We start from the raw sequence: 15251 nt of genomic DNA, 5'->3' as shown, positions 1-15251 counted from the left end.
TTCTTGTGAAAATTTACTAGTGGTAAGGGGGAGATGAACTTTTATTGTTTCGTTCCATCAAGAATCAAATCTAAAAGGAGGTAGGAGATAATGGAGAACTTAGAAATAAGCACAACCAGGAAAATTAGAAATCGAATTATTCCCTTTTTAGTCTTGCTGTATGTTATATCATTCCTGGATCGCGTTAATCTTGGTTATGCTGCGTTAGGAATGAATAAGGATTTGGGGCTTACCGCTCAACAATACGGGCTGGTCGCAGGGATCTTTTTTATCGCGTATTTTATTTTTGAAGTACCTAGTAACATGCTGCTCCATCGGGTAGGAGCCCGTATTTGGCTTGCACGAATTATTATCACCTTTGGAATTATTTCAGCAGCTACAGCATTCGTCCAAAATGCTGCCCAACTTTATACCGTACGATTCCTACTTGGTATAGCTGAGGCAGGATTTTTCCCCGGTGTGATCTTATATTTAACTTATTGGTTTCGCAAAAAGGACCGTGCTCGTGCTATAGCTTTATTCATGACAGGTTTGGGGCTTTCAAACATAATAGGGGCTCCTATATCAGGACTTATACTGGATCATATACACTGGGCTGCTTTAGCAAGTTGGAGATGGCTGTACCTTTTTGAAGGTGTTCCGGCTATTATCTTAGGCATTATAACAATTTACATCTTATCGGATCGCCCAAGTGATGCAAAATGGTTAACGGATAAAGAAAAAGCATGGTTAAAGGACGAACTTGAGCGGGATAATCAAGGTTCAGATAGTGTTAATCACAGCCATTCTTTATTATCTTCTTTAAAAGTTCTTCTAGATGGGAAAGTTGTTTTGTTAGCTGTTGTAGCTTTGTGTGTCAACATTGGCATGTATGGTCTTGGATTTTGGATGCCTCAGATTATTAAGGGCCTATCGTCTATGTTTTCAAATACAATGGTTGGATTCTTAACCGTAATCCCTTACCTTATTGGCTGTGTAGCCATGGTCTTAAACGGCAGACATTCAGATCTCACCTCTGAACGCCGGTACCATTCTGCCATTGGACCTGTAATAGGCGCTTTAGCCCTTTTATTACTAAGCTTCACAACATCACCAACGCTTTCTATCCTGCTATTAACTGTAACAATAGCCGGTCTCTACAGTTACTATGGGCCGTTCTTTACGCTGCCTACTCTTTTTCTTCGTGAGGCGAATGCCGCTGTGGGGATAGCTGCTATCAATTCGGTCGGTGGTTTAGGAGGATTTTTCGGTCCATACATTATTGGTGCTGTCAAATCGGCAACCGGTAGTGTAACTTCTAGCCTCTATGTACTGGCTGGAGCTCTAGTGATTGCTTGTATTTTACTTCTTACCTTAAAACAGGAAAAAGCCAAGGAAACACATCTTGAACAGGCAACAAATATTGAAGTTGGCACTGTTTAAAAATTTATTCGCTTTTTATGTAACATTACTCATGCACCGGGACATATATCATCTCAGATGTGCATGGTGAACAGTTTGGTGTTTTGTAGTATAACCGATAAGTAGGCTGGAAGCCAATAAGAGAGATGTAAAGCACTTGTGAGTGATAGAGCTATTCTATAGTGTTTGGAAAAGTATCTCTTTAAAATTGGCTTCTTGCCTTTTTTAAGACTTTTCAAAGTGTATGTTCATTGATAGTAAGAAAGATATCATAGCTGCGTTCGAAGCGGTCTTTTGGTATTTAATTAGATTTTTAGAATAATTTATAGATTTTTTCTCTGCAATCGATTACAATGCTTTTAAAACGTATCGGCCGCTATCAGAACAACAGTTGGTATCAATGGAGGCCATCAGCATTTCCGCTTCTTCGCTATCTTATATGGTAGAAGAACTGCAGACTCTGATTGCTAGGTTTAGCGTATAAATTTCATGGTTAAGGCCTTTACCTATAGTTAGGGGAAAGAGCGCCTGCTACAGCGCTCTTTGTCATTTTATGTGCTTTAGCTCAATTTTTAAGTACTTTAACTTTTCTGATAACTAGGTTAATACATGGTAATTATTATTTAAAATGAGATTCATATTTGTTTCGCAATCCTCTTAGATCATTTACTGGTTCTGCTCCATTTTCGCTAATAATGACTGTCGGTTCGACACGGACACCACCGAATGGGAATCCATGTAAGTCGAATTTAATGCCAAATACCATATTTGGTTCGAATACGAAGTCACTATTAGGCCCTAAATCTGGGGTTTCAACTACCTCTAAACCTACGCCATGGCCGATTGCTCTCATACCCTTTGTATATGGAAGGAAGTACTCAGATAGCCCTGCTTCTTCACACATGCGAAGTGTTTCTTTAAATAATTCTTTTCCTTTCATACCGGGTTTAATAAATTCAACCATGCGTTCGTTTGTATCATAAGCAAAATTCATAATTCTTATCTGTTCTTCAGTGGCCCCTTCCATTGCAACTGTTATTCCGGTATCTGAGCAGTAGCCAAGAACTGAAGGATTAAAGTCAAACCAAACGTAATCGCCACGTTCAATTTTTCGTTCCATCGGTCTCCATGTTGGAAGATTAGTATGATTAGGACCAGAAACTACTAGATACGCAGAACCAATCTCACCTCCGCGGGAGCGTGTGACATATTCTCCAATAGCGGAAAGCTCGATTTCTGTTTTTCCAATTTGTATTTCTTTTAGTGCAGCAAGTATACTATCGTCAGCTAACTTCCCAGCTGACCGAATAAGATCTAATTCATTTCTGCTTTTATATAACCGTTCTCTTCTTACGATATCGCCAGCTTCAACTATTTCGATACCTTCACTCTCAAATCCCTTTTCCATCTCCCGGTATAAAGAAATCGGGAATAATTCTTCACCTACTACTCCTACGGTTTTCACCGGGTGAGGAATTTCGTTAACAAGAGCAGGTATAAGCGATTTCATTTCATATACGTTATGAACATTTTTCACCCAGGAAAAACGTTTTGCGGCAAACCTATTCAAGTTGCCCAAAAATGCCTGGATTTCTCCTTCTAATGGAATTAAAAGAGCATGGGCTGATTCTTCAATACAGTTAATTGTTCGGAAATTTGTATAATACATAGAATATCCAGGATGGTACTCATCACTATAAACAAAAAGAGCATCTAAACCTGCTTCTCTCATCTTTTGTCTTGTACGAGATAAACGTTGATCGAATTCGGTTGCAACAAGTTCTACAGCCATAGTAAGGCCCCCCAATCAATTTATTGTTTTCGGTAATGTGAACGATCACAATATCATTCTAATAGATAAAATATGGGATAGTCAATATATAAACTAAATTTTTAAAATAATATTTTAATTAGAAATTCTGTATTGACATGCCTGTTATTACGGTGTTATTTTAGATGTGAGCCTTAACGGGAACGTTCACATTCTAAAAAAGTACATAGAGGAATGATTGACATGGGGAAAAAATTAACGATTAACGATATTGCAAAAATGGCTGGGGTGTCTCGCCAAACAATCTCAAGAGTTTTAAATAACAAAGAAGAGGTAAGTGAGGGAACCCGAAAACAGGTTCTTCGAATTATCGAAGAGCATGGGTTTCAGCCTAGTCTTCAAGCAAGGAGCATGGTCACTAGGAAGACAAATACAATTGCTTTGTTACTACCTGATATTAAAAACCCTTTTTTTGCGGAAATTGTGTATGGGATAGAACGTACTCTCCGGGCGAACAATATGAATCTTTTTCTATTTACTACCGATGAAGATGTGGAACATGAAGTATCCTGTATCAAATTAGCCCAAAATTATAATGTAGATGGGATGATTTTGTGTAGCCCGAGACTCGATGATGCGAATCTTAGAAAAATGATAACAAAAATTTCACCTATTGTACTTTTGAATCGTGATCTTGAGGCGGAAGGTGTTTCGTCTGTAATGGTAGATGCCAAACAGGGAGGTTATACAGCTGCGAAGTACCTTATTGAACAAGGTCATTCTAGAATTGGGATCATTGTTGGCCCTCCATTAGCTAGTAGTAGTGCGAAAAGATTGGATGGTTACAAAAAGGCGCTGCAGGAGTATGGCATTTCAATAGACGAAGATTTAATCGTCTCGGTGGAGGTTGGTGATGAAGGAGTCCATAAACTAACCCAACAATTGATTAGAAGAAACGTTACAGCAATTACCACGTATAATGATATTTCAGCGGCGTATGTCATTCAGGCCTGCAGGGATCTAAATGTTGAAGTGCCTGATGATATATCGGTTGTGGGCTTTGATGGCATTGTTCTATCACAGGTCATGACTCCAAGCCTAACAACGATGGCTTTGCCCCTATTCGAAATAGGTGATACCATTGCAAATATTCTACTTAGAATGATTAAGGGATCAGATGGCATTGAAAGACTGACAACCGTTTATCCTCTTCTTAAAGAGGGGAATTCAACAAAATCAATTAGTCTTTCTTACTGAATACAGACGCACTTGGAAGGAGGATGAATATGAATAGCAACAATGTACCATTGTTGGAGATTCATGGAGTTGGTAAGTCATTTCCCGGTGTTAAAGCTTTAAGTAATGTGGACTTTTCCATTCGTGCTGGTGAAATTCACGCTCTTTGCGGGGAAAACGGTGCAGGAAAGTCGACGATGATGAAAATACTTTCCGGCATCTATACTCCGGATAGCGGGGAAATTATTTTTGAAGGTAAGGCTGTCACGATAAATAAACCCGATGTAGCCAGCAAATTAGGAATCGCTATCATTCATCAAGAGCTAAATCTAGTAGATGAATTGTCGGTTGCGGAAAATATTTTTTTAGGTGATTATCCCCAAAAAATGAAGGGTGTAGTGGACTGGCCAAAAATGAGGCGCGAGGCAAAAAAAATATTAGACTACATGGGCTTTGATATCGACGTTGATAAGCCAGTTGGAACAATGGGGATAGCCAGGCAACAAGTCGTTGAAATTGCCAAGGCCATTCATCGAAAAGCGAAGGTCATTATTTTTGATGAGCCAACCGCCCCATTACCTGTACAGGATGTAGAGAGGTTAATCGAACTTATTATTAAACTTAAAAATGAAGGAAATGGAATCGTTTACATATCCCATCGCCTTCCAGAGGTTTTTAGGATTGCCGATCGAGTCACTGTATTAAAAGATGGTCAAGTTGTAAGTACTAATTCAGTTGAGGGTTTAACAAGAGATGAGTTAGTGAAGATGATGGTTGGCCGGGATGTATTGAAGATGAGATTAGGTAATCAAACCGATTATAAAAGAAAAATACTTTCGGTGCGTAATTTAAATACACCTAGCTTGTTAAAGGATATTGATTTTGATTTATATGAACGTGAAGTATTGGGAATAGCCGGTTTGGTGGGAAGCGGAAGAACAGAATTGGTAAGAGCAATTTTTGGTGCTGATTATTACACAGGTGAAATTGAAGTGGATGGAAATAAAGTTACAATTCGTTGCCCTAAGGATGCAATTAAACAAGGAATTGCATTGCTTCCAGAGGATCGAAAAGCACAAGCACTGGTACTTGGTATGAGTGCGATGGAAAATATTACGATTGCTGGGTTTAGTAACTTTTCAAAATTCGGAATAATAGAAAAAGGTAAAGAACTCGAAGATGCAAAACAACTGGTAAAAAAGCTTCAAGTGAGGGTTAGTGAACCCTTTCAAGAAACAAGGACACTTAGCGGTGGCAACCAGCAAAAATTAATTATTGCAAGATGGTTATATAAAAATTCCAAAATACTTATATTTGATGAACCTACAAGAGGCATTGATGTAGGAGCGAAGGAGGAGATTTATCGATTAATGAACGAATTTGTCACACAAGGAGGCTCTATTATTATGATATCTTCGGAACTTCCTGAGGTGCTAATGACAGATCGGGTGTTAATAATGTCGGGGGGGAAAATTGAAAAAGAGTTATTTCACGAAGAGTGCTCTGAAGAAAATGTTATTCAATATATGATTTAATGGGAGGAATCTCAATTGAAACAAGAACAAGAATTAATATTGAATCACAAAAACTCCTCGGTAAATGCGACTGTATTAAGAATTGTTTCCAAAAACTATTTACTTATCTTTCTCGTTCTACTAATTGCTATAGCTTCATTCCTTTCCTCAATGTTTTTAACAGTGAACAACCTGGTAAATGTATTGGTTCAAAACTCTGTAATTTCTGTATTAGCTTTAGGACAACTTTTGGTTATTATAACAGCGGGCATCGATTTATCAGTAGGTTCAGTTGTGGCGGTGGCCAGTGTTTTGTCTGCACAATTTCTTGGCTCAGGTATGAATCCAATTCTGGTAATAGTTGTGGTGATGCTGCTTATGGCTGTTGCCGGGGTTGGGAATGGTTTGGCTGTCGCATATGGTAAAATCACTCCCTTTGTTGTAACACTTGCTACTTTAACAATATATCGTGGATTGGCTTATATGTTTCAAGTAGGTTCCCTGATACAAATTGATAATGACACATTTTTAGGAATTCTTGCTGGGAGCATCGGCCCAATTTATTCACCATTGATTATTCTTCTTATCACTTTGGGCGTCATATTATTCGTATTACGTTCGACTACATTCGGCCGTCGACTCTACGCAATCGGTGGAAACCCTGAGGCAGCAAGGCTTTCTGGAGCTTCCATAAATAGAGATATTATTGTAGCCTATGCACTATGCGGGATGCTCGCGGGTCTTGCGGGTTTAATGACTACCGCCCGACTAGGTACAGGTAGTGCGCTGTACGGACAGGGGTATGAGTTAGATTCAATAGCGGCAGTAGTAGTTGGCGGAGCCTCATTAATGGGTGGCAAAGGCTCTGCAGTCAACACAATACTTGGTGCTTTTCTGATTGGGATAATTCGAAATATCTTAAATCTAATGGGCGTACCATCCTATCCGCAAATGGTTATACAAGGTTTAATTATTCTTGTAGCGGTTTTATCGGTAACAGTGCGAAGAAAGAAATAATCTTGCTTTTGTAAGGACTTACATTGCATTCCGTTTATTTACTATTTTTAGAATATTGCTTGAACTGTTGCAAAAACGGATCTTTGTTACAGTCTTATGCACGCTAACCAGGGAAGGAGATGAAAACGATATCATTTGATCAAGTTACACAGCTTCACACAAATAAGAAGGGGGATATTTTATGAAGAAAAAAGGAGCAATTAAAGTTTTTAGCCTGCTGTTCACGCTTTCGCTTGTAGCGATGACAGGCTGTAGTACAGCAACCAGTGGAAATTCGAAACAAAATAGCCCTCAAAGCCAAAATCAAGCTACGGATGATACTTCTTCATTAAAGGTCCAAAATACGAGTGGCAAAAAAATTGTAATAGGTTTTTCCCAACGAAGAGTGGCAGGTAGTGATTGGTACACAAATTTAGTTAATGGTGCAAGCGCAGAAGCCAAAAAGGATGGGGTTGACCTTACTGTACTGGATGCGCAAGGAGACGTTGCAAAACAAGTTTCCGATGTACAAGATTTAATATCCAGAGGTGCAAATGTAGTTATCATGAATCCCCAGGATTCATCTGGTGTCCTACCGGCTGCTAAACAGCTAAAGCGAAGCAAAATACCATTAGTAGTAGTTAACAGCAATATAGATCCAAAGGCAGATCCAGTAAGCTTTGTTTCGGATGATCCAAGAGACACAGGATATAAGTCGGGATGGACATTAGCAAAAGCTGCATCAGAAAAATACGGTAACAAAGTGATTAAAGCAGCTATGATAAGTGGTTATCCGAAAGAGGTAGTCTCTCAGTATCGTAGAAATGGATTCATTGCTGGATGGACCGATTTTATGCTGGAGAAGTATGGAAAGGGAAATCTTGATTTGGTTGCGGAACGCTTCGGCGAATGGCTGCCTGATAAAACTCTGCCGGAAATGCAGGATATTTCAACGGCTAACCCTGATTTACAAGTCATTTTCTGTGCGAGTGATGTCATGTTGCCTGGCATTTTTACCGCATTAAAGAATACCGGTCACTATGGCAAGGTATTGATTGGTTCTATGGATGGTACTAAAGATGCGCTTAAGGAAATAATGGATCCACAATCAGGATTAGTGGTCACCGTGAGTAACGACCCGCGTGTACAGGGTGCAGATGCTGTGAAGATAGCAATCATGGCGGCCCAGGGCCAGCAAGTACCTTCAACCCATTATATTCCGAATCCAGTTTATACGAAAGACAATGCTAAACAAATGTACGATCCTAAGTCACCTTATTAAGTAAGTTTTGAATATGATTTGGGATTTACAGATATAAGCTTCAATTATTACAGAAGAGGTGATCAGATTGAAAGCGTACCAGGAAAAGGGTTTAAAAACATATCAATTGTATATTAACGGTGAATGGTGCCCTTCTAGCTCTAGTAAAACGTTTGAAAGAAAAAATCCCGCAACTGGCGATTTAGTTGCTGAATTTCAAAAAGCTAGTAAAGAGGACGCACAAAGTGCAATTCTAGCTGCGAGGGAAGCGTTTGATCAAGGGGATTGGTCCAGCATGTCAGGTGCTGAACGATCCGACCTCCTGTATCGGGCCTACTTGCGCATTGTTGAAAAAACGAATGAATTAGCAGAACTTTTGAGCCGGGAAATGGGAAAGCCGCTGTCTGAGGCAAAGGGTGAAATTGGAGCAGTTGCCAATATATTTAGCTACTATGCAGGCTTAAGCAGAGCGATTTACGGCCAGACTACGACCCAGATACAAAAGGACCTTTTAGGCTTAACGTTACGTGTCCCAGTTGGTGTTGTGGCTATCATTACTCCTTGGAACTTTCCTTTAGGAACGCTTACTCAAAAGCTTCCTGCTGCTTTAGCAGCTGGTTGTACAGTTGTTTGTAAACCAGCGAGTACAACGCCGGCGACAACTTTAGAAATTGTAAAAATCCTAGATGAAGTAGGATTTCCAAAAGGTGTAGTTAATGTCATTACGGGTTCCGGTGAGGAACTAGGCAGAGAAATTGCGACCAACCCAATGGTAGATAAGGTTACACTGACTGGTTCTACAGAGACAGGAAAGGATTTAATGAAATTATCTGCAGATACATTGAAGAAGTTAGGAATGGAGCTTGGCGGAAAATCTCCTAATATAGTATTTGCGGACGCAAACATGGAAGATGCATTAGATGGGGCACTTTTTGGGAGCTTCTTTAATCAAGGTGAAGTTTGTACCTCAGGCTCTCGCTTATTAGTACAAGATGACATATATGACGAGTTTGTTGATCGATTAGTGGCAAGGGCAGAAGCCATTAGAGTAGGGGACCCATTGTCCGACGATACCGAGATGGGTGCACTTATTTCCGAATCTCACTTGAAAACGGTACTGGGCTACGTCGAAAAGGGTTTAGCGGATGGTGCAAAGCTATTAACTGGTGGTAAGCGCTTAACCGATGGGATTTTTGAAAAAGGGTTGTTTATGGAACCGACCATTTTTGGAGATGTAAAACCAAATATGACGATTGCACAAGAAGAAATCTTTGGTCCTGTACTTTCTGTTATTCGTTTTAAAGACTTTGATGAAGCAATGGAGATTGCGAATGATACATGCTTCGGCCTTGCTGGAGCAGTTTGGACAAAGGATATTGATAAAGCAATACGGGCAACGCAGAAAATCAAAGCAGGCACGATTTGGGTCAATCACTACATGGAAGCCCACCCGGAATTGCCATTCGGCGGAGTTAAAGAGAGCGGTTACGGTAAAGAACTTGGAACTGCAGGTTTGGATGCATTTTCTGAAGTGAAGACTGTTCAGATTCATGTAGGATCAAGAAATAACTTTTACAAATGGTAATTGCAATTAAAACTATAAAACTACTTAAAGGAGAGATCGAACATGAACGATATTTTTACTTATTTAGCTTCTACTAAACTGGTATTTGGTAAAGATGCTTCTAAGAATGTTGGGGAAGAGTTATCTTCCAGAGGACATCGAAAAACCATGGTTGTGACAGACAAAGGAATTATCAAAGCAGGCATTTTAGAACACATTCTAGAGTCTATTGCTGCAAAAAATATTGAATATGTAGTTTACGATGAGGTTCCACCAAATCCCCCTTCAGTAACAGTGGTAAAAGGGGTAGAAATTTTTCGGAAACAAAATTGCGATTCCCTTGTAGCCGTTGGTGGGGGAAGTGTAATGGATGCTTGTAAAACCATTGGTATGATGACTGTTAATGACGGGGATATCAATGAATATGACATTGGTGGAAAAACGTTTGAAAAGCGCGGCCCAGATGTTATCACAATTCCTACCACATCAGGTACCGGAAGCGAGGTGACTCAATGGGCAGTTATTACAAATGAGAAAACACATTGGAAATCAAGTATCGGTAGCCCGCTTATGGCACCTACTGTTGCACTAGTGGATCCGATGCTGACTATTGGGCTTCCGCCAAGTATTACAGCTGCTACAGGTGTAGATGCCCTTACACATGCCATTGAAGCTTACACCACTAGGGATGCCTTAAATGGAGCTCATCCTATCGCAGATATTTACAATCTTCAAGCCATTCGATTAATCAGTAGTAACCTTCGTGAAGCATATGCACGCGGCGAAAACTATGAAGCCCGAAAAAATGTTATGCTTGGCAGCACTCTAGCAGGGATTGGATTCCCTCAGGTCGGTTTAGGAAATACCCATGCTCTTGCTCATCCATTAGGCGGTCATTATGATATAGCGCATGGAGTAGCTAATGCTATTCTGCTACCTTACGTAATGAAATTTAATTTAATTGCATGCCCAGGGCGTTTTGCAGATATTGCGGTTGCAATGGGAGAAAATATTGAAGGTCTCTCCCCGATGGAAGCTGCTGAGAAAGCAGTTGTAGCTGTTCAAAGACTAGTAAAGGATACAAATATTCCTTCGCTTAAGTCATTTAATATTAAAGACAGCGATTGGAGTATTTTAGCTGAGGATGCGCTAAAGGATATGAATAGTCAAACCAATCCTAGAAAAACAACTTATAAAGATTTACTCGACCTTTTCCACCAGGCTAATAACGCAGATGAATCCATTGAAAACATTTCTAACTTAACTGTTACCGTGTAATTTTTTTATTCAAAGAAAAGAGTCAACGGTGTCCGTAAGCATGGTCTTTCTTCGGGCACCGTTGTACAATTACCTGTCATTTCACAAGTAGAAAGAACAAAGGAAGGTGAAATTAGAGAGTGAAACGTTATTTTAAAGCTAAAGAAGTCAATGGATATCAGGAAATATTTCAGGAAGAGGGCCCGCTTTTAAAATACTTAGCGTTTGGTAAGGTTTCTTTAAATCAAGGACAGGTATACACAGGTGAAAGTGAAGGGTTTGAAATCGCTCTTGTTTTGATAAAAGGGACGGCCACAGTTTCTTCTGATGGCAATACTTGGCAGGGACTAGGTGGAAGGAGCAGCGTTTTTGATGGCAAAGCAACAACTGTATACGTTCCTTGTCAATCTGAGTATGTAATTCAAGCGGAAACGGATGTAGAGGTAGCTGTATGTAAGGTTAAGGCTGAACAAAAATTGTCGCCTTTCGTTGTGAGGCCGGAGGAAGTCCTGGTCCACCAACGTGGAAAAGCGGATTGGAAACGAGAAGTGCACGATATTATTGCTGACAATGCTAACGGTCGAGTGCAACGAATGATATTAGGCGAAACCTTTAACCATCCAGGAAATTGGTCCAGCTATCCGCCTCATAAACACGACGGGGAGCACTATCCTGAAGAACCTAACTTTGAAGAAATTTATTATTATCAAGCGAATCCTGAGCAAGGTTTTGGTGTACAGCTTCACTATACAAAAGATGGCTCTATTGATGACGCTTATATGGTTCGTCATGGAGATAGTTTTGCCATTGATAAGGGATACCACCCGGTGAGCGCCGCGGGAGGATACCAGGTTTATTATTTATGGTTTATGGCTGGTGAGATCGGAAGGAACTTAAAACCATATGATGATCCTGACCATAAGTGGCTTCACTCTGCAAACTAAATAATAATGGAGCAATAGATAATAGACATAGCTAGCCATCCCTACTATGTCTATTATTTTTTCAAATTAACCTAGCGAGTGGAGACACGATAAATGATCCACGGAGAGGAGAAACAACTATATGGAAAAATTAAGTAAGGAGCTTATTACATGCCAAACGAACTCCTCTAATTTACCAGAAAGAATCCTTCAATTCGGTGAAGGCAACTTTCTACGTGGATTCGTGGATTGGATGGTTCATAAGCTAAATCAACAGGGTCTTTTTAATGGGAGAATTGTGGCTGTGCAACCTACTCCTCATGGGAAGACTGTTCCTAGTCTTAATGCTCAAAATGGATTATATACGGTTGTATTACGAGGAATTCAAAATGGATGTAAAGTTGATGAAAGAGAAGTGATTTCTTCTATTTCAAGAGGCATTAATCCCTATGAGCAATGGGATAAAGTATTGGAAGTCGCCTCTAAGGAAGAAATTCAACTGGTTTTCTCCAATACAACAGAAGCTGGAATGAAGTACCTGCGTGAAGACTATAATGAGGCTCAGTCACCGCTCTCTTTTCCAGGGAAGCTAACAGCTTGCTTATACCATCGCTTTAAAATATTACACGGCGCACCAGAAGCGGGGTGGACTATCATTCCATGTGAATTGGTTGAGAACAATGGTAGCCTTCTTCGTCAGACTATACTTCAAATTGCGCAAGATTGGAATTTACCAGAGGATTTTACAGGTTGGGTCGTTGAGCACAATCGTTTTTGTAATACGTTGGTAGACCGGATAGTTACGGGATACCCAAAAGATAACATTGAGCAATTCAGGCAGGAGCTAGGTTATGACGATGAATTATTGACAATTGGCGAACCCTATCACTTGTTCGTAATAGATGGAGATCCTATTATTCGAGATGTCATTCCATTCCAGAAAGCCGGGTTAAACGTTCGCTGGGATGATGTTGACCATTTCAGAAAGCTAAAGGTAAGGATATTAAATGGAGCCCATACACTGATGTGTTTAGCCGGTTATCTTTCCGGCGAAAAAACAGTATTGGGAATGATGGAAAATCCGAAGGCTAGAGCCTTTATAACTAATGGAATATATGATGAAATTCTTCCTACACTCACTATTAATGAAGCTGAGAAGGAATCGTTCGCATCTTCGGTGTTAGAGCGTTTTCAAAACCCATATACCCAGCACTACCTCCTTGATATTTCACTACAGTCGGTTTCCAAATTCAAGACAAGATTGCTGCCAACCCTTCACGACTATACGGAGAAATTTGGTAAGGAACCGCGAAATATCGCTTATTCCCTTGCAGCCCTTATTGTTTTTTATAAGGGGGAGCATTTTGAAGAAAACCAGCTTATTGGTACATTTGGTGGCCAAGAATACCAAGTTCGAGATGATGAGGAAACAATACGCTTTATATATCAAACCTGGTGTGAAGCAAAGAATATAGAAGATGTGGTGCAAACTATTATGGAAAACGAGAAGCTCTGGGGATGTAACATGAATAAATATCCAGGACTAAAAGAGCAAGTCTCAAATGATGTTGCTCACATTAATACAAACGGTGTCAACTTCGATTTATTACTAAATGAGTCGAACGGTAAATTGTAGTATACACGTTTTTTAGGGAGTAATCTTATCGTACCTTTCTAAAGCGCAATTTAAAAATAGTTGGAAAGTGGGAGGGGCATAGATGAGTCAATCATACATGCAAATTCATAAACAGGATAATGTTGTGGTTGCGTTGGATGATATAAAAAGCGGGGAATTCATACAGGTGGGAAGTAAGCAAATTATGGTTCGCGAAGATATTGCAAGGGGACATAAAATAGCGATTGATGAGATGGCCGCGGGATCAGACGTAATTAAATTTGCTTATTCAATTGGAAAAGCGGTAGAGACCATAATTCCTGGACAGTGGGTCCATACGCATAATGTGATAAGCGGACTTAAGGGAACACTTCAATACGATTATAATCCTATTCAGTTTGAGCATAGTGTTCCGCAAAGTAAACAGAATTTTATGGGTTATGTTCGTGAAAATGGGGAAGTTGGCATCCGAAATGAGATTTGGATACTAAACACAGTTGGTTGTATTAATAAAACATGTGAATCTCTTGTACGACTAGCGAATCAACGTTACTCAGAACGTAATATTGACGGCGTATATCACTTTTCGCATCCATTTGGTTGTTCACAGCTAGGCGATGATTTATTGAATACCCAGCGTGTGCTATCAAGTCTTGTAAATCATCCGAATGCGGCAGGAGTTCTCATTGTTGGATTGGGGTGTGAAAATAACAATATCCCTGAATTTAAAAAGGTTCTTGGTGATTATGATCCGAATCGAGTTAAATTTGTCATTTCGCAGGAAGCGGAAGACGAATTAGAAGAAGGGTTGGAACTAATAGAACAATTGGTTAACTACGCTGAAACCTTCCATAGACAGCCAGTTCCGCTCTCGAAATTAACCGTTGGTCTCAAATGTGGGGGATCAGACGGCTTATCTGGGATAACGGCCAACCCGTTAGTGGGTGCTTTTTCCGACTTGTTAATTCAGCATGGGGGCACAACCATTCTTACTGAGGTTCCCGAAATGTTCGGAGCAGAAACTATTCTTATGAATCGTGCGGTTGATGAGGAAGTCTTTCAAAAAACAGTACAATTAATTAATAATTTTAAGGAATACTTTGTTCAACATGGGCAAGAAGTATATGAAAACCCTTCCCCGGGCAATAAGGCAGGTGGGATTACAACGCTAGAGGAAAAATCGCTGGGCTGTATCCAAAAAGGGGGAACAAGTCAAGTAATTGATGTACTGCCGTATGGGCATCGCGTTTCAAAAAACGGACTAAATTTAATTCAGGCACCAGGGAACGATTTAGTTTCAGTCACCGCTCTTTGCGCAGCGGGGGCCCAAATCGTTTTATTTACTACAGGTCGCGGTACTCCTTTTGGCGGCCCTGTCCCTACTGTTAAGATTTCAACAAACAATCAATTAAGTGATAAGAAAAGGAACTGGGTTGATTTTAATGCTGGACAGCTGCTTGATGAAAAAAGCATGGATACAGTGAAAGATCAGTTTTTTGAATATATATTGCAAGTTGCATCAGGAGAATCTCTTACAAACAATGAAAAAAATGGATTCAAGGAAATAGCTATTTTTAAAGATGGGGTCATATTGTGAAAAATGTGATTTAATTGCTAGCACATAGCCTACAATGATAAGTAGGAGATCGAATTATGAATAAATAAGAGACTAGATATGATCGTTTAGTACAATAGAATTCCTGTGATGATTAC

11 protein-coding genes are annotated in these 15251 nt (G+C 39.8%); 10 read left to right on the top strand and 1 reads right to left on the bottom strand.

All coding sequences use genetic code 11. The annotated features are described in order from the left end of the window. The first annotated feature begins 90 nt into the window (after positions 1–90). Positions 91–1422 carry an MFS transporter gene (locus tag PP175_RS17600; RefSeq protein WP_272439610.1) on the top strand — a complete coding sequence of 444 codons (1332 nt, stop codon included), beginning with the start codon at positions 91–93 and terminating at the stop codon, positions 1420–1422. Between the two features lie 598 nt (positions 1423–2020). Here the strand turns inward: PP175_RS17600 and PP175_RS17595 are convergent. Beyond that, a complete protein-coding gene (locus tag PP175_RS17595) occupies positions 2021–3193 on the bottom strand; it encodes a M24 family metallopeptidase (RefSeq protein WP_272439609.1) in 1173 nt (390 codons plus the stop codon). A 222-nt stretch (positions 3194–3415) separates the two neighbouring features. On the opposite strand from PP175_RS17595, the gene PP175_RS17590 reads away from it, so the two are divergent. The 9 genes from PP175_RS17590 to PP175_RS17550 all read left to right on the top strand — a co-directional run bounded on the left by PP175_RS17590 (position 3416) and on the right by PP175_RS17550 (position 15135). Next, a complete protein-coding gene (locus PP175_RS17590) occupies positions 3416–4429 on the top strand; it encodes a LacI family DNA-binding transcriptional regulator (RefSeq protein ID WP_272439608.1) in 1014 nt (337 codons plus the stop codon). Between the two features lie 29 nt (positions 4430–4458). Beyond that, entirely contained in the window at positions 4459–5943 is a 1485-nt protein-coding gene (locus tag PP175_RS17585; RefSeq protein ID WP_272439607.1) for a sugar ABC transporter ATP-binding protein, read from the top strand. 15 nt (positions 5944–5958) lie between these two features. Further along, the gene (locus tag PP175_RS17580; protein ID WP_272439606.1) at positions 5959–6939 is read left to right on the top strand and encodes an ABC transporter permease; all 981 of its coding nucleotides are present in this window, start codon (positions 5959–5961) and stop codon (positions 6937–6939) included. 181 nt (positions 6940–7120) lie between these two features. Next, positions 7121–8200: a substrate-binding domain-containing protein gene (locus tag PP175_RS17575; RefSeq protein WP_272439605.1), complete on the top strand. Its 1080-nt coding sequence runs from the start codon at positions 7121–7123 to the stop codon at positions 8198–8200. Between the two features lie 67 nt (positions 8201–8267). After that, positions 8268–9764: an aldehyde dehydrogenase family protein gene (locus tag PP175_RS17570; RefSeq protein WP_272439604.1), complete on the top strand. Its 1497-nt coding sequence runs from the start codon at positions 8268–8270 to the stop codon at positions 9762–9764. Between the two features lie 42 nt (positions 9765–9806). Further along, entirely contained in the window at positions 9807–11021 is a 1215-nt protein-coding gene (locus PP175_RS17565) for an iron-containing alcohol dehydrogenase (RefSeq protein ID WP_272439603.1), read from the top strand. Between the two features lie 119 nt (positions 11022–11140). Beyond that, complete coding sequence (iolB, locus tag PP175_RS17560; RefSeq protein ID WP_272439602.1) at positions 11141–11944, top strand: 5-deoxy-glucuronate isomerase; 804 nt, start codon at positions 11141–11143, stop codon at positions 11942–11944. A 121-nt stretch (positions 11945–12065) separates the two neighbouring features. Beyond that, positions 12066–13559 (top strand): tagaturonate reductase, encoded by a 1494-nt coding sequence (locus tag PP175_RS17555; RefSeq protein WP_272439601.1) that lies wholly within the window; start codon positions 12066–12068, stop codon positions 13557–13559. Positions 13560–13641: 82 nt separating this feature from the next. Then, complete coding sequence (locus PP175_RS17550) at positions 13642–15135, top strand: UxaA family hydrolase (RefSeq protein WP_272439600.1); 1494 nt, start codon at positions 13642–13644, stop codon at positions 15133–15135. The last annotated feature ends 116 nt before the right edge of the window (positions 15136–15251 follow it).

Origin of the sequence: Aneurinibacillus sp. Ricciae_BoGa-3, assembly GCF_028421645.1 — a bacterium.
Classification (GTDB): domain Bacteria; phylum Bacillota; class Bacilli; order Aneurinibacillales; family Aneurinibacillaceae; genus Aneurinibacillus_B.
This window is presented reverse-complemented; position numbering and strand designations above follow the sequence as displayed.

Bases quoted from the DNA above. Each gene is read 5' to 3' on its own strand.
- PP175_RS17600 (WP_272439610.1), top strand. From the start codon at position 91: ATGGAGAACTTAGAAATAAGCACAACCAGGAAAATTAGAAATCGAATT.
- PP175_RS17595 (WP_272439609.1), bottom strand. From the start codon at position 3,193: ATGGCTGTAGAACTTGTTGCAACCGAATTCGATCAACGTTTATCTCGT.
- PP175_RS17590 (WP_272439608.1), top strand. From the start codon at position 3,416: ATGGGGAAAAAATTAACGATTAACGATATTGCAAAAATGGCTGGGGTG.
- PP175_RS17585 (WP_272439607.1), top strand. From the start codon at position 4,459: ATGAATAGCAACAATGTACCATTGTTGGAGATTCATGGAGTTGGTAAG.
- PP175_RS17575 (WP_272439605.1), top strand. From the start codon at position 7,121: ATGAAGAAAAAAGGAGCAATTAAAGTTTTTAGCCTGCTGTTCACGCTT.
- PP175_RS17565 (WP_272439603.1), top strand. From the start codon at position 9,807: ATGAACGATATTTTTACTTATTTAGCTTCTACTAAACTGGTATTTGGT.
- PP175_RS17555 (WP_272439601.1), top strand. From the start codon at position 12,066: ATGGAAAAATTAAGTAAGGAGCTTATTACATGCCAAACGAACTCCTCT.
- PP175_RS17550 (WP_272439600.1), top strand. From the start codon at position 13,642: ATGAGTCAATCATACATGCAAATTCATAAACAGGATAATGTTGTGGTT.